We start from the raw sequence: 17,939 nt of genomic DNA, 5'->3' as shown, positions 1-17,939 counted from the left end.
TGCAAAAGTAATTTATATTTGTCAAATGCAACTATCAGTTATCATTCTTAATTATAATGTTCGTTATTTTCTCGAACTTTGCGTTTTAAGTGTTCAAAAAGCACTTTCAACTATTGATGCAGAAATAATTGTAATCGATAATAATTCTTCCGATGACAGTTGCGAAATGATGAAATCTCGTTTTCCAAATGTGAAACTCATCGAAAACAAAGAGAATTCAGGTTTTCCAAAAGGAAACAATATAGGAGTTGCTCAGGCAAAAGGCGAATATATTTGTATTCTTAATCCAGATACAGTCGTTGCTGAAGATACTTTTGTAAAAACTTTGGCTTTCGCCGAAAGGCAAAAAAACTTAGGAATTATAGGCTGCAAACTCATAGACGGAACAGGAAATTTCTTACCAGAAAGTAAACGAGGCATTCCAACTCCATTTGTAGCATTTACTAAAATTTTCGGACTGTATAAATTTTCAAATTATTTTGGAAAATATTACGCACAACATTTACACGAAAACGAAACGGGAAAAGTCGATATTTTGGTTGGAGCTTTTATGGTAATGAAACGAGAATTGTATTTAGAAATAGGTGGCTTCGACGAAAATTGTTTTATGTATTCGGACGATATCGATTTGAGTTATATGGTTTTGCAAAAAGGAAAATCGAATTATTATTTCCACGAAACAACAGTAATTCATTATAAAGGAGAAAGCACAATTAAGGACAAAACATATATGAAACGCTTTCAGGAAGCGATGAATTTCTTTTATAAAAAACATTTTAAAGTATCTGTTTTCTTTTCATTATTTATGAAAATTGGAATTGTATTTTTCTCATTTATCAAAATGTTTCAAGGTCAACAAAAGGCTAGATTATTACCAGAAAGTTATGTTTTAATCTCGGATAATGAATTATTAAAAGAAAAGCTTCAAACGGAATTAAAAAAAGAGGTTTTTCTTGTTGAAAAAGAGGTTTTAAATATAAACTATTCGCAAAATTTATCTAAAAAATCGACTTTTGAATTTATATTTGATAATAATTTCATCAATTTTAAAGATATAATTCAAATAATGCAATCGAATAAGGGTAAAAATATAACCTATAAAACACTTCCGCAAACCGCTGATTTTCTTATAGGTAGCAATAGTAGTAATGATCGCGGAGAAGTAATTTTAATATCAGATTTTAAAAGCTAGATTTCAATTTTTTTTTAATTGATGTTAATTCGTGAAATTAGTGTTAAATTTATTATTTTTGCATCATCAAAACCAAAACAACCTTTTAGGCAAACAATATGGCAAGATTTGAATTGAAACTTCCAAAAATGGGAGAAAGCGTTGCAGAAGCGACTATCACAAATTGGTTAAAACAAGTTGGTGACAAAATCGAAATGGACGAAGCCGTTCTAGAAATTGCTACCGATAAAGTAGATAGCGAAGTTCCTAGTGAAGTTTCAGGAATTTTGGTAGAACAATTATTCAATAAAGATGATTTAGTTCAGGTAGGACAAACTATTGCTATTATCGAAACCGAAGGTGGAGATGTTGTTGTAGCAAAACAAGAAGCAACTCCAGTTGCTGTTGCAGAAGTTACTAAAACGGTAGAAGCTGCAAAAGAATCAGTTTCAGCTCCAGCTAATTTTTCAGATTCAGATAAATTCTTTTCTCCATTAGTTAAAAATATCGCTAAAGAGGAGGGTGTTTCAGTAGCTGAACTAGAAAGTATCAAAGGTTCTGGAAAAGACGGAAGAATTACTAAAGAAGATCTTTTAAATTACATAAAAAATAGAGGAAATCAACCCGCAGTGGTTTCTACGCCAGTTGCAGCGACTCAAAATGTAGCTCCAGTAGTACAAAAAGCAGCACCAGTTTCTGTAAATGGAGGCGACGAAATCGTTGAAATGGACAGAATGCGTAAGCTAATTTCTGGTTACATGGTTGCCTCGGTACAAACATCGGCACACGTACAGTCGTTTATCGAAGTCGATGTGACGAATATTGTAAAATGGAGAAATAAAGTTAAAGATGCTTTCGAAAAACGTGAAGGCGAAAAACTAACTTTTACACCAATTATGATGGAAGCTGTGGCAAAAGCCTTAAAAGATTTTCCAGGAATGAATATCTCAGTTGATGGTGATTATATCATCAAAAAGAAAAATATCAATCTAGGAATGGCAGCAGCCTTACCAAACGGAAACTTAATCGTTCCAGTAATAAAAAATGCAGATCAATTAAACTTGGTAGGCATGGCAAAAGCGGTAAATGATTTAGGAAATCGTGCAAAAGCAGGAAAATTGAAACCAGACGATACACAAGGGGGAACTTATACAGTAACGAATGTTGGGACTTTTGGTTCAGTTTTCGGAACACCAATTATCAACCAGCCACAAGTAGGAATTCTAGCGCTTGGAGCCATTCGTAAAGTGCCAGCAGTTATCGAAACTCCAGAAGGGGATTTCATCGGAATTCGTCAAAAAATGTTCCTTTCGCACTCATACGATCACCGAGTTGTCGATGGTGCATTAGGAGGAAGCTTCGTAAAACGCGTTGCTGATTACTTAGAAGCATTCGATGTAAACAGAGATTTCTAAAAAAAATAAGCACAATATAATTAAGCGATTCAAATTTTGAGTCGCTTTTTTTTAGGAGCTATTTCCTGTCTCGTCCCAAAAGACGAGATTGCAATCTTTTTTCTTGTTCTCGATACGCTTTGCAAGCTACTCGAACTGACGAAAAAAGGATTTTCACTGCAATCAGGGCTATAAAGAAACGGTTGTCGTTAAAATTACATTTATTTAATCTGAGAAAATCCGTTTAATCCGAGTCATGAGCGTTCAAAAAAAAACTTTGAAACTTTGTTACTTTACAGCTCTGAAACTTTTACATTTGTACCAACACAAACAAACCAAATGGAGCTCAAATTAACACGTCCAATTTGCTTTTTCGACCTAGAAACCACAGGAATCGACATAGGAAAAGACAGAATTGTAGAAATATCAGTATTTAAAGTTTTTCCAAACGGAAACAAAGAAAGCAAAACGTGGTTGGTAAATCCTACCATTCCAATTCCCGCACAAACCACAGCAGTTCACGGAATAACAGACGAAAAAGTAGCAAACGAACCAACTTTCAACGAATTGGCTTCGCAAGTATATAATATGATAAAAGATTCCGATTTAGCAGGATTTAATTCTGATCGATTCGATATTCCTTTATTAGCAGAAGAATTACTTCGTGCCGGAGTCGATTTCGATATGAAAGGACGCGTTTCTGTCGATGTGCAAACTGTTTTTCATAAAATGGAAGAACGTACATTAAGTGCAGCTCTAAAATTTTATACAGGAAAATCATTAGAAAATGCCCATTCTGCCGAAGCGGACACAATGGCGACTTACGAAATACTAAAAGCACAATTGGATCGTTATCCTGAATTAGAAAACGACATGAAATCACTTTCAGAATTCACAACCAGAAAAAAAATCGCTGATTTTGCAGGAATGATAGCTTTCGATAAGGATAATGAAGAGATTTTTACCTTCGGAAAACACAAAGGCGCAAAAGTAGATAAAGTATTAGAAACCGAACCAGGTTATTTCAGTTGGATTCAAAATGCTGACTTTCCTTTATATACCAAGAAGGTTTTAACAGCTATTAAATTAAGAAAGTTAAATACAAAGTAAGGCGCTAAGGTTCTGAGACGCTAAGTAGCTCAGAACCTTAGATTCTTAGAACCTCAGAACCTCAAAGAATATGAAAATAATCTGCATAGGTAGAAATTATACCGAACACATTGCCGAATTACAAAACGAACGTCCAACGGAACCAGTAGTTTTTTTAAAACCAGATTCGGCGGTATTGCTTAAGCAACATCCGTTTGTAATTCCTGAATTTTCTGACGATATTCACCACGAAATAGAAATTATTGTGCGAATAAATAAAGTTGGAAAATATATCGATGCCAAGTTTGCACATAAATATTATGATGAAATTAGTGTCGGAATCGATTTTACAGCGCGTGATTTGCAACAAAAACTAAAAGACAAAGGTTTGCCATGGGAAAAAGCAAAGGCTTTTGACGGTTCAGCGGTGATAGGTGACTTTTTATCGAAAAAAAATTTCAATTCCCTAGAAAATATTACATTTGAATTAACCAACAATGGAGAAACAGTTCAAAAGGGAAATACAACGAATATGTTGTGGAAAATAGATGAGTTAATTGCTTATGTTTCGCAATATTTCACCCTAAAAATTGGTGATATTATTTTTACCGGAACGCCAGCAGGAGTTGCAAAAGTAAATCCTAATGATGTTTTAGAAGGTTTTTTAGAAGAAAATAAATTATTTAGAATTCAAGTAAAGTAATCATGGCAATACATTATAATTTAGCAAAAGTTTATGCAATTTCTGACGATGACAAGGATTTTGTACTTCAAATAATTAATTTATTTATAGAAGAAGTTCCGTCGGATGTAGAGCAAATTAAGGAGGGAATTAATTCTAAGGATCATTCCCATGCGTATGGTTATGCCCATAAAATAAAACCTACACTCGATTTGTTAGGAATGGAAGCTTCCTATGAAGAAATTCTGCAAATAGAACAATGGACAAAAGACAAAGGCAAGAAAAAAGAAATTAAAGAAATATACAAAAGCATGTCAGGTCGCATCGATTTGGCTTTAGCTGAGATTAAAAAAGACTTTAACTTATAGCTTTAGGCAATAAGTAATATGCTATAAGTAATTAAAAATAGATAATTCGGTTACAATAAATTTTCAAAAATTTATACATTTTAATCTTTATCTCAAAACCTTTGAACCTTAGTTCCTAAGAACCTTAGAGCCTCAAAAATGAAAGCAACCATAGTAACCGTAGGTGACGAAATACTTATAGGTCAAATTATTGATACAAATTCGGGGGTAATAGCCAAATCGTTAGACAAAATAGGAATTGGTGTACACGAAATGTTGTCAATAACTGATGATAAGCAACATATACTAAATACACTTTCATCATTACAAAATAAAGTTGATGTTGTCATTATAACAGGTGGTTTAGGACCAACAAAAGACGACATTACTAAGAAAACACTTTGCGAATATTTTGATGATCAATTAATAATTAACGAAAAAGTGTTAACTCACGTAACACAACTTATAGAGCAATATTTCAAACGACCAATTACAAAACTCAATCAAGACCAAGCATTAGTTCCGTCAAAATGTGAAGTGCTTTTTAATCAAGTAGGAACCGCTCCGGGCATGTGGTTACAAAAGGAAAATACTGTTTTTATTTCCTTGCCAGGTGTCCCGTACGAGATGAAATACTTGATAGAAAACGAAGTGATTCCAAGATTAATAACAAAATACGAACGACCGTTTATTATTCACAAAACGATTCTAACTTATGGCGTTGGGGAAAGTTTATTAGCCGAAAGAATAGAAACTTGGGAAGACAATTTGCCAGAATTTATCAAATTGGCCTATTTGCCAAATCCAGGACGAGTAAGATTAAGATTGTCGGCTCGTGGCGTTGACGAAAATTTATTGAAAAAAGAAATTAGCACACAAGTCGAAAAACTACAATTAATCATTTCCGACTGTATTGTTGGTTTCGAGGAAGATGAAACCATCGAAGTCGTTTTAGGAAAATTGTTAACCAATAAAAAGCTAACCATTTCTACCGCAGAAAGTTGTTCGGGCGGAAAAATTGCATCAATAATAACATCAGTTTCAGGTGCTTCAAATTATTTCAAAGGAAGTATTGTAAGTTATGCAACCGAAACAAAAGTGAATGTTTTAGGTATTTCGCAAGAAATTATCGATGAATTTTCGGTAGTAAGTAAACAAGTTGCCGAAGCAATGGCTTTACAATCACAAAAAATATTTAAAACAGATTTTGCAATTGCCACAACAGGAAATGCAGGACCCGATAAAGGTGATGCAGATGCAGAAGTCGGGACAGTTTTTATCGCAATCGCTACTCCAAAAGGAGTTTTTTCTGAAAAATTCAATTTTGGCCAACCCCGTGAAAAAGTGATAGATAGAACGGTAAATCAAGGTTTAGAAATAATTTATAAAGAAATTTTAAAAAACTACTAAAAATAATTTGCTACAACCATTTATTTTTCGTTCTTTTGCACTCTGAATTTTGAATAACGATAAAAGATAATATAATGTCAAGAATTTGTGACCTTACTGGTAAAAGAGCGATGGTAGGAAATAACGTTTCTCACGCAATGAACAAGACAAAGAGAAAATTCTCTGTGAACTTGATCAAAAAGCGTTTTTACCTTCCTGAAGAAGACAGATGGATTACTCTAAGAGTAGCAGCTTCTACAATCAAAACGATTAACAAAAACGGAATTTCTGCAGTTTTGAAAAAAGCGCAGTCAGAAGGATTTATAAAATAATCCGGTCCTAAAAACTATATAGCAAGATGGCAAAGAAAGGTAATAGAATCCAAGTAATTTTAGAATGTACTGAGCACAAAGCTTCTGGCGTAGCTGGAACTTCACGTTACATTACAACTAAAAACAAAAAGAATACTCCAGATCGTTTGGAGATCAAAAAATTCAATCCAGTATTGAAAAGAGTAACTGTTCATAAAGAAATTAAATAATATAAGTCATGGCAAAGAAAACCGTAGCAACTTTACAAACAGCTTCTAAGAGATTATCTAAAGCAATCAAAATGGTAAAATCTCCAACAACTGGAGCTTACACTTTTGTTGAAGCAATTATGACACCAGAAGAGGTAGATACATTCTTGAAAAAGAAATAATCTAACATAACAATATACTAAAGCTACTTTCTTTCGGAAGTAGCTTTTTTATTTTATATTTGTACGTAATTTTTTTAGAAGCAAAACATTTTCGAATTTATTAAGCCATTTTCCTGCTGTTCGTTACAATCTTTATATACCTGACAGGTTTTTAAAACCTGTCAGGTATATAAAGGATTTTCACTTCCATCAGGGCTAAATAAAAACTGTAGGCATCTATTAAATTTCGGAATTTTGGTATAAAACTAAAAATCCAACAAAACTAACAACCAAAACCAAATGAATTTTTTCAAAAAAATATTCTCCTCCGAAAAAAAAGAAGACTTAGACAAAGGGCTCGAAAAATCGAGCACCTCTTTTTTATCAAAACTTACAAAAGCCGTAGCAGGAAAATCTAAAGTAGATGACGATGTTCTCGATAATCTTGAGGAAATCTTAGTATCATCAGACGTAGGAGTAAATACGACTTTAAAAATAATACAACGAATCGAAGCTCGAGTTTCTAATGACAAATATTTAGGAACCGACGAACTGAACAAAATACTTCGAGAAGAAATAGCAGGACTTTTATCCGAAACCAACTCAGGCGAAGCTTCTGAATTTGAAGTTCCAAAAGACAAAAAACCATACGTGATTATGGTAGTTGGTGTAAACGGAGTGGGAAAAACCACAACTATTGGGAAACTAGCCAATCAGTTCAAAAAATCAGGATATAGCGTAGTTCTTGGTGCTGGCGATACTTTTAGAGCCGCTGCCATCGATCAATTACAAATTTGGGCGGATAGAGTAGGCGTACCTATCATAAGACAACAAATGGGAAGTGATCCAGCATCAGTAGCTTTCGATACTTTGCAAAGTGCCGTAGCACAAAATGCCGATGTTGTCATTATAGATACTGCTGGTCGTTTGCACAATAAAGTTGGTTTAATGAACGAACTAACCAAGATAAAACGTGTTATGGAAAAAGTAATTTCAGACGCGCCACACGACGTGATGTTGGTTCTTGATGGTTCTACTGGTCAAAACGCATTCGAACAAGCCAAACAATTTACTGCTGCAACCGAAGTGACTTGCCTTGCTGTTACAAAACTAGACGGAACCGCAAAAGGTGGCGTTGTTATAGGAATTTCTGACCAATTTCAGATTCCTGTAAAATATATTGGTGTTGGAGAAGGCATCAATGACTTGCAGGTTTTCAACAAATACGAATTTGTAGATTCTTTTTTTAAATAAGATATGAGTAAACTAACTGACTATTACAAAAGCTTAAATCCGTTGCATTTATTTATATTCGGAACAGTATTTATGCTTTTAGCACGCACAACAAAAGACAATTTTGCTTTCGAAACGGGTTGCCTTTTTGCTACTTTAATTCTTTATGTATTGGCTTTGATTAAGCAGATTAAGAAAAAATAAGAATAAAAAAACCACTCAAACGAGTGGTTTTACTTTTTTATAAATACATTGAGTTTTTAAACTACTCCCAAAGTATATAATTGTTCCATGGTAGGTGATTTGCTTCCGCCAGTTGGTTCGAGTGTAATTCCAAAAGCTTCCGCATTTCCAGTTTTACTTACAGCAAATATTTTATTATTTTCTGCTGTAAAGTCAGACAACAATCCGATACTTGTGGGCGTAAGTGCAGGTTTTAGTTTTAGCGACCAAACTTGGTAAACCATACCTTCTGGTGGTTCTGGTAAGCCCGAAGCGTCTACATAAACAACTTGTGTTTCTTTGTTCCAATATACTTTTGCCGATGCTGTTGGTGCAACAGTTTGTCCCGCAAGGCTGATTATAGTATTTTTAGAATCACGAATTACAGCCAAAGCTTCTTTAGTTTGTTTGTTTTTATTTTCAGTAGAAACCAATACTTCGTTCAATTTTGTTTTCTCTTTTTCAAGTGTAACAATATCATTTTCAAAAGTTAGTTGTTGGTTGTATTGATAACCAATTCCTAAAAGAAATACTGCCGCTGCTGCCCAACCTATATAGTTAAATCGATTATTTTTTGATTTCAAATCAATAACTTTAGTGTGTTTTATATCTAGCTTAGATTTTATTTTAGCAAAATTTTCTACTGATAAAAAAGGTGAAAAACTAGTCGAAAGATTCACAATTGCTTTTTCTATAGAAACAATTTCATCATCAATTTCCTTATGTGTTTTCGCCATTTTAGCAACTTCTAAGTTTTCGGTTTCGTCGAGCAAACCATAAACGTAGAGTTCTAATATTCCGGATTCTATATATTCTTTTATGTCCATAATTATACGTGTAAAAAATTTCTTAAATCGTTAATACAATTTCTATTTTGTGTTTTTACAGTTCCTAAAGGAATTTCTAATTCTTCGGAAGCTTCTTGCTGTGTGTAACCTTTAAAGAATAATAAATCTATTATGGCAATACACTTTGGCTTTAACTTCTTTACAAATTCTTGAATTCCAATAGTATCAATCTTATTAATTAATTTGTTACTGTCATCTAATAGATGTACGAAATTATCAGACGATAGGTTTTTTTTGCTGTTGTTAAAGTTTTTAGAACGCATTTTATCTATACTCGTATTTCGAGCAATATTAAGTGCCCAAGTATAAAAACGACCTTTACTTTCGTTATAAGAATCTATGTTTTTCCAGATTTTTACAAAAACTTCTTGTAAGACATCTTCAGATTCTTCTCGGTCTTTGACCAAATTAATAATCACTGCAAAAAGGCTTTTCGAATACATATCATATAATATGGTATAAGCTCGACTGTCTTTTTCTTTTATTAATACTAAAACTTCTTCTTGTGACATAAAATGTTTTTTTGATTAATACAAATCTATATAAACTTTATTTAATACTTAGTTTTAATTTATTTTTAAAAATATATTTTATTTTAAAACACTTATAATCAGTAGTTTAAAAAAATAATTTAAAAAATATTACTTTTTTTAAAACCATAAATAACTATTCTGCGTAAATCAATTTATAATCATTAAAAAATTTAAAACAATGAAAAAAACAAAAATGTTATTAGGTCTATCGTTTGTTGCGATTTCAGGTCTATTATTAATTGCTGCTGACCACGCAGATGCTCCAGCAATAACAGGTAATGCAAATGACATTACCGATGTGTATGCTTTTCAGGGACAAGACACAAACAATATGGTGTTTGTAGTAAACACACAAGGATTGTTAAGTCCGGGTGCATCAGCAACAGCGGTATTTAACGAAAATGTAATGACAGAAATTAATATTGACAACACAGGTGATAATGTTGAAGATTTAGTTATTCAAGCGATTAAGAGAGGTGGTAAAATGTACTTTTTTGGACCAATTGCGCCAGGAACAACAGGGACATCAAGTACTGTAAAAACGGCTGGGGCTTCAGGAAGTGTAGATATTTCTTCGTACGGAGGAGCAGCAATTACTTCGACTTCAAACGGAATGAAATTTTTTGCAGGACCAAGAGATGATCCGTTCTTTTTCGATTTGAATCAGTTTAAAGCGATTCTTGCAGGAACTGCAACTGGATTTAACAATCCCGGAACAGATAGTTTTGCAGGAACAAATGTTTTAGCAACAATTGTTGAAGTGCCAAAATCTTTATTGGGAACATCTGCAACTATCAATGTTTGGGCAGAAACTAAACAAAAACAATAATTTAATTTTTAATAAAAGTAAAAAGATGAAAACAAATAAATTTAAAATTATAGCATTGTCAATTGTAGGAATAGCAATGTTTACGAGTTGTAACAATGATGATGAATCAGTTGCTCCTGTTACACCAGCAACAACTGATTTTTCAGGAACTTATGTACAAAAAGACCAAATGGCTAGACCAGCAATAAACACCGTTTTTATTGCTTCTGGAGCTCCTAAAGATGCTTTCAATACTACAATTCCTTCAACGATGGGTGCAAGTTATCAATCTGTTTTTGAATCAAGATTATTGGCTCTGAATTCTGGATATACAACAAATGCATTAGGTCAAACTGCAGCTCAGTTTACAGGATTGTTAGCTACTGACGTTTTGGGTGTTAAAAAAACTGGAACGACTACATTTTTTGATGGAACAAATGTGCTAACAGGTCGTGCACTTGCTGATGACGTTATTGATGTTGAATTGCTTCTTATTTTTGGTGGTCCAACAGGAACTTCAAATGCAGGACTTACTTCCGATAATGTTGGTGCAAACGACAAAACCTTTTCTGCCTCATTTCCTTACTTAGCTTCTGCTTGGTAGATTATTAAAATTAGAGCGTATAAAACTATGCGCTCTAATTTTTTAAAAGCAACAAAAACAAACACAATGAAAACATTTAATTTAGTAATCCTGTTTTTTGCCACTTTAGTAATGATAAGTTGCGAAAAAAAATCAGATCAAGTTACCAACCCAAAAGATTACAATGTCTTTCTAGAAATGAAAGAAAACAAATCGCTAGATTTTGCAAAGTATGAAATAGATTTTTGGCAAAAAAAATTCGACGCGGCACCAAATCAAATTACCTATTTATCTCAAATAGCTTCAAATTATTCGAAATTATTTGAAATAACAGGAAATATTAATGATTTGTACAAAACCGAAGAATTATTATTAAAATCGAACGAAACTTTCAAATATTCTCAAGTAGGAACGATTCGTTCTTTAGGCAGAAATTATATTTCGCAACACCGTTTTAAAGAAGCTTTAGTATTGGCAAACAAAGCTTTGGCTATTGGCGAAGGAATGAAAGAAACTCAGAAATTACTTTTTGATGTAAATATGGAATTGGGAAATTATACTGAAGCTCAGAAAAACCTAAATGCTTTAACTGATAGTAAAGATTTTGATTATTTAATCAGAATTTCGAAATGGAATGATCATTTAGGAGATTTGAAAACTGCTATTTCATTTATGGAAAAAGCTAAAGAAGTTGCTGTTAAAAATGATAATAAAGCATTGAAAATCTGGACATTTTCTAACCTTGGAGATTTAAATGGTCATGCAGGAAATATAAAAAAATCGTATGATTATTACCTGAAAACATTGGCAGTAGAACCTAACAATTCGTATGCGCTAAAAGGAATTGCTTGGATTGCTTTTTCTCACGAAAAAAATACAAACGAAGCCAAACGAATTATCGATGCGGTTTCTAAAAAACACAATTCGCCCGATTTTTATTTACTGAAAGCAGAAATTGCCGAATATGAAAAAAATACGGTTGACGAAAAGAAAAATTTAAGTTCTTATTTTAAAATGCTAACCAATAATAATTATGGCGCGATGTATAACAAATACAACACTTCAATTTATGCTGATAATAAATCTACTTCTTCAAAAGCACTCGAAATTGCAAAAATAGAAGTTGAGCATCGTCCAACTCCAGATTCTTACGATTTATTAGCTTGGGCATATTATAATTTGGGTGATACCAAAAAAGCATTAGAAATTGCTCAAAAATATGTTGAAAACAAATCATTTGAGCCAGAATTGAATTATCATTTGGCAATGATTTATAAAGCCAATAATTTAGAAGACAAGGTAAAACCTATAAAAAAAGAATTACAATCTAGTTTGTATGAATTAGGACCAATTTTTGAACAAAAAATAAATAATTTGTAATGAAATCACTTTTTGCAATCTTAATTTCACTCATTACATTTTCGAGCTTTGCGCAAATGCAAAAAGGAATAGTAAAAGATTCATTGGGAAATCCAGTTGAAAATGCTTATTTATTGAACATAAATTCTAAATATCACGCACATACTGATGAGTTTGGAAATTTTAATATCGATAAAACAAATATTTCAGATGTATTAATTATTACAGCTTTAGGATTTAAAAAATTAGAGTATACAATTGTATCTAATGAGATTTCGATAGTTTTAGAAGACGATGCATTTAATTTGGATCAAGTAGTTATTCATTCAAAACTTAATGCAATGAATGTGATTTCTAAAATAGATTTACAAACTACTCCAGTAAATTCTTCGCAAGAAATTTTACGAAAAGTACCAGGATTATTCATTGGTCAGCATGCTGGTGGCGGTAAAGCAGAACAAATATTTTTGCGTGGTTTCGACATCGATCACGGAACGGATATTGCCGTTTCAGTAGATGGAATGCCTGTAAATATGGTTTCTCACGCTCACGGACAAGGTTATGCAGATTTACATTTTGTGATTCCAGAAACGGTCGAAAAAATAGATTTCGGAAAAGGAACTTATTATGCTAATAAGGGAGATTTTGCCACAGCAGGTTATGTTTCGTTTTTAACAAAAGAAAAAATAGACAAGAATATGATAAGTGTCGAAGCAGGACAATTTAACACTTTCAAAACGGTGGGGCTTTTTAATTTATTAGAAAAACAAAAAAATCAGAATGCTTATTTGGCCACAGAATATATTATGACCAATGGTGCGTTCGACTCACCACAAAATTTTAAACGTATTAATTTATTTGGAAAATACACATCAGTCTTTGCCGATAATAGTAAGTTTTCTATCAATGCTTCTCACTTTACAAGTAAATGGGATGCTTCGGGTCAAATTCCGCAACGGTTAATTGATGCTGGATTAATTTCAAGATTTGGTGCTGTTGATGATACTGAAGGCGGAAAAACTTCGAGAACAAACTTGAATGTTTCGTTATCGAAACCTATCGATGAAAATACGTTGTTAAAAGCGAATGCTTTTTATTCAAAATACAATTTCGACTTGTATTCTAATTTTACATTCTTCTTAGAAGATCCAATAAATGGTGATCAAATACACCAGAAAGAGAATAGAGATATTTTTGGGTTGAATGCGGAATTGAACAAGAAATTAGAAAACTCTAATTTTCAATTGGGTTTTGGTTTCAGAAATGATGCTACAAAAGACACTGAATTATCACATACAGTAGGCCGTTACACAACTTTGAATCATTTAAAATTAGGAGATATAGATGAAACCAATATTTTCTCTTATCTGAATACTGAATTCGATTTTGGAAAATTAAAGATAAATCCAGCCATTAGATTCGATTATTTTAAGTTTGAATATCAAGATAAATTGGCGACAACTTATAAAACTCAAACTGAAAATAAAGCTAAGTTTTCACCAAAACTGAACTTTATTTTTACTCAAAATAATAATTTACAGTTTTACTTAAAATCAGGTTTAGGATTTCATTCTAACGATACACGAGTGGTGGTTGCTAATGCTGGGAAGCAAATTTTGCCAACAGCTTTTGGCTCAGATTTAGGAATTATCGCAAAACCGTTCCCTAAACTATTGCTCAATTCAGCTATTTGGATGCTAAATTTGCAAGAAGAATTAGTATATGTTGGCGATGCTGCAACGGTCGAGATTTCTGGAAGAACAAAACGAATGGGTTTCGATTTTGGTTTGCGTTACCAGTTATCTAATTATTTGTTTTTTGATACCGATGTTAATTATACTTATGCTAGAAGTATCGATGCGCCAAAAGGACAAGATTATGTCCCGTTAGCACCCGATTTTACATCGACAGGAGGGTTAAGTGTTAGTAAATACAAAGGTTTTTCGGGAGGATTACATTACCGATATTTGAAATCTAGACCAGCTAATGAGGATAATTCAATAATTGCAAAAGGATATATAGTTTCGGATTTGAATATAAATTATGAATACAAAAGTGTAACTTTTGGTGTTTCGGTAGAAAATATTTTTAATACAAAGTGGAACGAAACCCAATTTGCTACCGAAAGTAGATTACAAAATGAAACCCAAAGTGTCGAAGAAATACATTTTACACCAGGAGTACCATTTTATCTAAAAGGTAAGATTACTTATAGGTTTTAATATATTATGAAAAAGGTATTAATATTTTTATTACTTAGTTTCACAATTAGAGGATTTTCTCAGTATTCAAGAGAAATAAAGATGAATCATCATAATATAATAGTAAAAAATGTAGTAGAATATAGTTTTTTAGAATCGGCAGCAGATTATCTGTCATCGGATATTAAAATAATATACAATTATAACAGGTTTTATTTTAGATTATCAATGCGAAATTTTTTTAATATTTATGCAGATGAGCCTAATTTTAGTTTCGACAGTTTATCGGGAAATAGCAGTATTAATTTTAATAGAATAAATATTAATAAAGAAGTACCTGTTTATGTAAAAGGGAAAATCACTTATAAATTTTAGTTTTGTTTGTTTTATGTTTGGTTAGAAGCTCATTAGGAATTTTTCTAATGAGCTTTTTTTATATTAAATCCCATTTACAATCGCTACAAAATCATCAGCTTTTAATGCTGCTCCGCCTATTAGTCCACCATCAATATCAGGTTTAGAGAAAATTGCTGCAGCGTTATCTGGTTTTACACTTCCGCCATAAAGAATAGAAACATCTTCGGCTATATCACTACCAAATACTTTACGGACAGTTTCTCTAATAAATTCGTGCATTTCTTGTGCTTGTTCAGGACTTGCAGTCTCTCCAGTTCCTATTGCCCAAACAGGTTCGTATGCCAAAATGATATTTGCCCAAGCCGATTTATCGATATGAAATAATCCGTCACGCAATTGATTTTCAACAATGTTAAAATGTTGTTTGTTTTGACGGTCTTTCAGTTCTTCTCCAAAACAAAAAATGACAGTCATATCGTGTTTTAAAGCGGTATCAACTTTAAACGAAATCACTGCATCGGTTTCATGAAAAATCGATCTGCGTTCTGAATGACCTAGAATTACAGTGTTTACACCAATACTTTTTAGCATATCTGCTGAAATTTCGCCAGTATAAGCGCCATTTTCTGCTTGATGCATATTTTGTGCAGCTACACGAATATTCGTAAATTCGGTATGGTCGACAGCCGAAGCAAGGTTTATAAAAGTAGGCGCAATAATTATTTTAGTGTTACCATCTGTTGGTAATTTGTCTATCAGTTCGTTGATTAAATCTTCGGTTTCTTCCGAATTTTTATTCATTTTCCAGTTTCCAGCTACAATTTTGGATCTCATTAGTTTAGGCTTTTTAATAAAGTGTTTACTTTTTCGTGATCGGTTTCAATGGCTTTATACAAAGCTATTTTTCCTGTTTTGTCAATAATGATATATCTCGGAATCCAATCTAAATTGATAGATTTTGCAAAAGCCCCTTTCATTCCTTCAGGAATTAAGTAATGTTCGCCTACAAGTTCATGTTTTTCGATACCTTTTGCCCAAGCTTCTGTGGTTTTGTCGCAAGACAAGAAAACAAAATCGGTATTGGGATAAGCGGTTTGTAATTCCTTAACGTTTGACATATTTTTTACACAATCGCTACACCAAGATGCCCAAATTTCGATAACTACGGTTTTGCCTTTGTGCTTTTTCAGGATTTTTTTTAGGTTGGTTTCGCTTCCGTTAGCAGTTACCAATTTGTTTGATAATGCTTCTTTAGAGAATTCTTCTTTTTTTGTATTTGAACAAAAAATTATCAATATTATAACTGATAGTAAAAGGATTGTTTTTTTCATAATTTATTTTTTTAATTCAGAAAACGGCTTGTTAATTAGTTCTTGATAATCGGTAGGATTAAATTTGTTATCGGTAATTCCGTTATAATATTTGTAGGTGTTTCCGTTCCAAAGATATTTAACTCCTGGTGTGTCTTTACCAGTTCCTAAAGCATTCCAAAACGGAATAATTTCGATAATTTTATAAGGATATTCGGCTCCAGTTTCTTTGAAAAATGCTGGAATTAAATCGGCTTCTTCATTCATGAAAATGATTAAAATCTCTGGAAAATTAGCATTTTTTTGTTTCAATTCGGTCAATTCTTTTGCGGCTGTGCGGCAATGATCACAACCAGGAACAAAAAAGCATAATGTTTTTCGGCCAGAATCTATTTTTGGAAATAATTTGGCATAACCTGATTTGATTTTTTTGGGTTCGGTTGTTGAAATTACTTCTTCAATTTTTGTTGGAAGTACTTTTTTTACCGAATCAACTTTTACAGCAGTAAAAACTGAATCTTTAACAATTGGAGCGATATTTTCTGTAGAAATTGTATCAGAAACAACATTTTCTATTGGAGAAACTACAAAATCGTTTGTGATTTTTTTAATTGGTGCCAATAAAAATATCGAAATTATAGTCGCTAATGTGATACCTGAAACTATCCAAAAATTGTTTTTATCATTTGTTTTTGGTAATAAATAGAATAAATAAAGCAATAGAAATATAGCAACTATGTTTTTTATTATGGCTTCAATTGGTGTCATTGGGATTAGTTCGCCAAAACAACCACAATTACCAGAATTTCCGCCGCTTAAAAATGTTACATAAGACAAATGACCAACGAAAACGGCTAATAATAAAATGGTTACTGGAATAATTAATTTTCGTAAAAAGTTATTTTGAAGAATAAGAATTCCCAAAGCCAATTCGATTCCGATTAATATTCGAGAAAACCAAGGCGCAATAATTTCTGAAAATCCTAATGGATACAACTGTTTTACTTCGAATGTTGAAATAGCAAAATAAGGCGATGGATACATTTTGGCTACTGCCGAAACAATAAATAAGAACGAAATTATGATTCTAATTGTCCAAGTTAAATAGCTTTTTCCTTTTTCCATTTTTATGTTTTTTACAAATATAAAACCGATTGATTTTAGTATCTGTTAATGAGTTGTTATTTTTTAAAATCCATCAGTATTAAAGCAAAAACCGCATAATTTATCATATCTTGATAATTGGCATCAATCCCTTCCGAAACCAATGTTTTTCCTTTATTATCTTCAATTTGTTTTACTCGAAGAATTTTTTGCAAAATCAAATCGGTCAAGGAACTCACACGCATATCGCGCCAAGCTTCACCGTAATCATGATTCTTGTTTTCCATTAAATCTTTAGTAATCGAAACTTTTTCGTCGTACAATCTCACAGCTTCATTAACATCTAAATCGGGTTGTAAAGCAATTCCTTTGTCTAGTTGTATTAATGCCATTATCGAATAATTGATAATCCCAATAAACTCCGAACTTTCGTCTTCATCTACTTTTCGAACCTCATTTTCTTGTAAACTACGAATGCGTTGTGCTTTGATAAATATCTGATCGGTAAGCGATGGCAAACGCAAAATGCGCCATGCAGAACCGTAATCTTTCATTTTTTTGGTGTATAAATCTCGACAAATTGTGATGATTGCGTCGTATTGTTGTGAAGTATTCTTCATTTTTTAAT

General features: G+C 32.4%; 22 protein-coding genes. 16 read left to right on the top strand and 6 right to left on the bottom strand.

What is annotated here, in order from left to right:
* The first annotated feature begins 25 nt into the window (after nt 1-25).
* The 11 genes from BM053_RS00955 to BM053_RS00905 all read left to right on the top strand — a co-directional run bounded on the left by BM053_RS00955 (nt 26) and on the right by BM053_RS00905 (nt 8,190).
* Nucleotides 26-1,192 (top strand): glycosyltransferase family 2 protein, encoded by a 1,167-nt coding sequence (locus BM053_RS00955; protein ID WP_091472983.1) that lies wholly within the window; start codon nt 26-28, stop codon nt 1,190-1,192.
* Between the two features lie 98 nt (nt 1,193-1,290).
* Nucleotides 1,291-2,586 (top strand): dihydrolipoamide acetyltransferase family protein, encoded by a 1,296-nt coding sequence (locus BM053_RS00950; RefSeq protein ID WP_091472980.1) that lies wholly within the window; start codon nt 1,291-1,293, stop codon nt 2,584-2,586.
* A gap of 318 nt (nt 2,587-2,904) precedes the next feature.
* Complete coding sequence (locus BM053_RS00945) at nt 2,905-3,675, top strand: 3'-5' exonuclease (RefSeq protein WP_091472977.1); 771 nt, start codon at nt 2,905-2,907, stop codon at nt 3,673-3,675.
* Between the two features lie 70 nt (nt 3,676-3,745).
* Nucleotides 3,746-4,357: a fumarylacetoacetate hydrolase family protein gene (locus BM053_RS00940; RefSeq protein ID WP_091472973.1), complete on the top strand. Its 612-nt coding sequence runs from the start codon at nt 3,746-3,748 to the stop codon at nt 4,355-4,357.
* Between the two features lie 2 nt (nt 4,358-4,359).
* Nucleotides 4,360-4,704, top strand: a complete 345-nt coding sequence (locus BM053_RS00935; protein ID WP_091472967.1) for an Hpt domain-containing protein — start codon at nt 4,360-4,362, stop codon at nt 4,702-4,704.
* Nucleotides 4,705-4,842: 138 nt separating this feature from the next.
* Nucleotides 4,843-6,093 carry a CinA family nicotinamide mononucleotide deamidase-related protein gene (locus tag BM053_RS00930; RefSeq protein WP_091472964.1) on the top strand — a complete coding sequence of 417 codons (1,251 nt, stop codon included), beginning with the start codon at nt 4,843-4,845 and terminating at the stop codon, nt 6,091-6,093.
* A gap of 74 nt (nt 6,094-6,167) precedes the next feature.
* The gene (gene rpmB / locus BM053_RS00925; RefSeq protein ID WP_091472963.1) at nt 6,168-6,404 is read left to right on the top strand and encodes a 50S ribosomal protein L28; all 237 of its coding nucleotides are present in this window, start codon (nt 6,168-6,170) and stop codon (nt 6,402-6,404) included.
* Between the two features lie 26 nt (nt 6,405-6,430).
* Nucleotides 6,431-6,613, top strand: coding sequence for a 50S ribosomal protein L33 (gene rpmG / locus BM053_RS00920; protein WP_011963553.1), 183 nt, complete (start codon nt 6,431-6,433; stop codon nt 6,611-6,613).
* Between the two features lie 8 nt (nt 6,614-6,621).
* A complete protein-coding gene (locus BM053_RS00915; protein ID WP_091472961.1) occupies nt 6,622-6,774 on the top strand; it encodes a DUF4295 domain-containing protein in 153 nt (50 codons plus the stop codon).
* 279 nt (nt 6,775-7,053) lie between these two features.
* A complete protein-coding gene (gene ftsY, locus BM053_RS00910) occupies nt 7,054-8,007 on the top strand; it encodes a signal recognition particle-docking protein FtsY (RefSeq protein ID WP_091472958.1) in 954 nt (317 codons plus the stop codon).
* A gap of 3 nt (nt 8,008-8,010) precedes the next feature.
* Complete coding sequence (locus tag BM053_RS00905) at nt 8,011-8,190, top strand: hypothetical protein (protein WP_091472955.1); 180 nt, start codon at nt 8,011-8,013, stop codon at nt 8,188-8,190.
* 56 nt (nt 8,191-8,246) lie between these two features.
* Here BM053_RS00905 and BM053_RS00900 read toward each other — a convergent pair whose 3' ends face one another.
* Together BM053_RS00900 and BM053_RS00895 are read right to left on the bottom strand one after the other, a co-directional pair.
* The gene (locus BM053_RS00900; protein WP_091472953.1) at nt 8,247-9,035 is read right to left on the bottom strand and encodes an anti-sigma factor; all 789 of its coding nucleotides are present in this window, start codon (nt 9,033-9,035) and stop codon (nt 8,247-8,249) included.
* Between the two features lie 2 nt (nt 9,036-9,037).
* Complete coding sequence (locus tag BM053_RS00895; RefSeq protein ID WP_091472950.1) at nt 9,038-9,568, bottom strand: RNA polymerase sigma factor; 531 nt, start codon at nt 9,566-9,568, stop codon at nt 9,038-9,040.
* A 199-nt stretch (nt 9,569-9,767) separates the two neighbouring features.
* On the opposite strand from BM053_RS00895, the gene BM053_RS00890 reads away from it, so the two are divergent.
* The 5 genes from BM053_RS00890 (at nt 9,768) to BM053_RS00870 (ending at nt 14,915) form a co-directional block, all read left to right on the top strand.
* Complete coding sequence (locus BM053_RS00890) at nt 9,768-10,418, top strand: DUF4331 family protein (protein ID WP_091472949.1); 651 nt, start codon at nt 9,768-9,770, stop codon at nt 10,416-10,418.
* 25 nt (nt 10,419-10,443) lie between these two features.
* Nucleotides 10,444-11,001: a DUF4331 family protein gene (locus tag BM053_RS00885; RefSeq protein ID WP_091473733.1), complete on the top strand. Its 558-nt coding sequence runs from the start codon at nt 10,444-10,446 to the stop codon at nt 10,999-11,001.
* A gap of 66 nt (nt 11,002-11,067) precedes the next feature.
* The gene (locus BM053_RS00880) at nt 11,068-12,360 is read left to right on the top strand and encodes a tetratricopeptide repeat protein (protein ID WP_091473730.1); all 1,293 of its coding nucleotides are present in this window, start codon (nt 11,068-11,070) and stop codon (nt 12,358-12,360) included.
* Nucleotides 12,360-14,561 (top strand): TonB-dependent receptor, encoded by a 2,202-nt coding sequence (locus BM053_RS00875; RefSeq protein WP_091472946.1) that lies wholly within the window; start codon nt 12,360-12,362, stop codon nt 14,559-14,561. The genes BM053_RS00880 and BM053_RS00875 overlap by 1 nt, the downstream gene beginning before the upstream one ends.
* A gap of 6 nt (nt 14,562-14,567) precedes the next feature.
* Complete coding sequence (locus BM053_RS00870) at nt 14,568-14,915, top strand: hypothetical protein (RefSeq protein WP_143076448.1); 348 nt, start codon at nt 14,568-14,570, stop codon at nt 14,913-14,915.
* 63 nt (nt 14,916-14,978) lie between these two features.
* On the opposite strand, the gene tpiA is transcribed toward BM053_RS00870, so the two are convergent.
* The 4 genes from tpiA to BM053_RS00850 are packed head-to-tail and all read right to left on the bottom strand — an operon-like array spanning nt 14,979 to nt 17,931.
* Nucleotides 14,979-15,731 carry a triose-phosphate isomerase gene (tpiA, locus tag BM053_RS00865; RefSeq protein ID WP_091472942.1) on the bottom strand — a complete coding sequence of 251 codons (753 nt, stop codon included), beginning with the start codon at nt 15,729-15,731 and terminating at the stop codon, nt 14,979-14,981.
* Nucleotides 15,731-16,228, bottom strand: coding sequence for a TlpA family protein disulfide reductase (locus BM053_RS00860; RefSeq protein WP_091472940.1), 498 nt, complete (start codon nt 16,226-16,228; stop codon nt 15,731-15,733). Before BM053_RS00860 ends, tpiA begins: the two co-directional genes overlap by 1 nt.
* A 3-nt stretch (nt 16,229-16,231) precedes the next feature.
* Entirely contained in the window at nt 16,232-17,332 is a 1,101-nt protein-coding gene (locus BM053_RS00855) for a MauE/DoxX family redox-associated membrane protein (RefSeq protein ID WP_091472937.1), read from the bottom strand.
* A gap of 56 nt (nt 17,333-17,388) precedes the next feature.
* Nucleotides 17,389-17,931, bottom strand: coding sequence for a DUF1599 domain-containing protein (locus BM053_RS00850; RefSeq protein WP_091472935.1), 543 nt, complete (start codon nt 17,929-17,931; stop codon nt 17,389-17,391).
* Between the last annotated feature and the right edge of the window lie 8 nt (nt 17,932-17,939).

Source organism: Flavobacterium swingsii (assembly GCF_900111965.1).
GTDB classification, from domain to species: domain Bacteria; phylum Bacteroidota; class Bacteroidia; order Flavobacteriales; family Flavobacteriaceae; genus Flavobacterium; species Flavobacterium swingsii.
Note: the sequence above shows the minus strand (reverse complement) of the source record. Positions and strands in the feature narration are given on the sequence as shown.

What these genes read in the sequence shown, in the direction of transcription:
- BM053_RS00955 (WP_091472983.1), top strand. Translation starts at nt 26, where the DNA reads ATGCAACTATCAGTTATCATTCTTAATTATAATGTTCGTTATTTTCTC.
- BM053_RS00950 (WP_091472980.1), top strand. Translation starts at nt 1,291, where the DNA reads ATGGCAAGATTTGAATTGAAACTTCCAAAAATGGGAGAAAGCGTTGCA.
- BM053_RS00945 (WP_091472977.1), top strand. Translation starts at nt 2,905, where the DNA reads ATGGAGCTCAAATTAACACGTCCAATTTGCTTTTTCGACCTAGAAACC.
- BM053_RS00940 (WP_091472973.1), top strand. Translation starts at nt 3,746, where the DNA reads ATGAAAATAATCTGCATAGGTAGAAATTATACCGAACACATTGCCGAA.
- BM053_RS00935 (WP_091472967.1), top strand. Translation starts at nt 4,360, where the DNA reads ATGGCAATACATTATAATTTAGCAAAAGTTTATGCAATTTCTGACGAT.
- BM053_RS00930 (WP_091472964.1), top strand. Translation starts at nt 4,843, where the DNA reads ATGAAAGCAACCATAGTAACCGTAGGTGACGAAATACTTATAGGTCAA.
- rpmB (WP_091472963.1), top strand. Translation starts at nt 6,168, where the DNA reads ATGTCAAGAATTTGTGACCTTACTGGTAAAAGAGCGATGGTAGGAAAT.
- rpmG (WP_011963553.1), top strand. Translation starts at nt 6,431, where the DNA reads ATGGCAAAGAAAGGTAATAGAATCCAAGTAATTTTAGAATGTACTGAG.
- BM053_RS00915 (WP_091472961.1), top strand. Translation starts at nt 6,622, where the DNA reads ATGGCAAAGAAAACCGTAGCAACTTTACAAACAGCTTCTAAGAGATTA.
- ftsY (WP_091472958.1), top strand. Translation starts at nt 7,054, where the DNA reads ATGAATTTTTTCAAAAAAATATTCTCCTCCGAAAAAAAAGAAGACTTA.
- BM053_RS00905 (WP_091472955.1), top strand. Translation starts at nt 8,011, where the DNA reads ATGAGTAAACTAACTGACTATTACAAAAGCTTAAATCCGTTGCATTTA.
- BM053_RS00900 (WP_091472953.1), bottom strand. Translation starts at nt 9,035, where the DNA reads ATGGACATAAAAGAATATATAGAATCCGGAATATTAGAACTCTACGTT.
- BM053_RS00895 (WP_091472950.1), bottom strand. Translation starts at nt 9,568, where the DNA reads ATGTCACAAGAAGAAGTTTTAGTATTAATAAAAGAAAAAGACAGTCGA.
- BM053_RS00890 (WP_091472949.1), top strand. Translation starts at nt 9,768, where the DNA reads ATGAAAAAAACAAAAATGTTATTAGGTCTATCGTTTGTTGCGATTTCA.
- BM053_RS00885 (WP_091473733.1), top strand. Translation starts at nt 10,444, where the DNA reads ATGAAAACAAATAAATTTAAAATTATAGCATTGTCAATTGTAGGAATA.
- BM053_RS00880 (WP_091473730.1), top strand. Translation starts at nt 11,068, where the DNA reads ATGAAAACATTTAATTTAGTAATCCTGTTTTTTGCCACTTTAGTAATG.
- BM053_RS00875 (WP_091472946.1), top strand. Translation starts at nt 12,360, where the DNA reads ATGAAATCACTTTTTGCAATCTTAATTTCACTCATTACATTTTCGAGC.
- BM053_RS00870 (WP_143076448.1), top strand. Translation starts at nt 14,568, where the DNA reads ATGAAAAAGGTATTAATATTTTTATTACTTAGTTTCACAATTAGAGGA.
- tpiA (WP_091472942.1), bottom strand. Translation starts at nt 15,731, where the DNA reads ATGAGATCCAAAATTGTAGCTGGAAACTGGAAAATGAATAAAAATTCG.
- BM053_RS00860 (WP_091472940.1), bottom strand. Translation starts at nt 16,228, where the DNA reads ATGAAAAAAACAATCCTTTTACTATCAGTTATAATATTGATAATTTTT.
- BM053_RS00855 (WP_091472937.1), bottom strand. Translation starts at nt 17,332, where the DNA reads ATGGAAAAAGGAAAAAGCTATTTAACTTGGACAATTAGAATCATAATT.
- BM053_RS00850 (WP_091472935.1), bottom strand. Translation starts at nt 17,931, where the DNA reads ATGAAGAATACTTCACAACAATACGACGCAATCATCACAATTTGTCGA.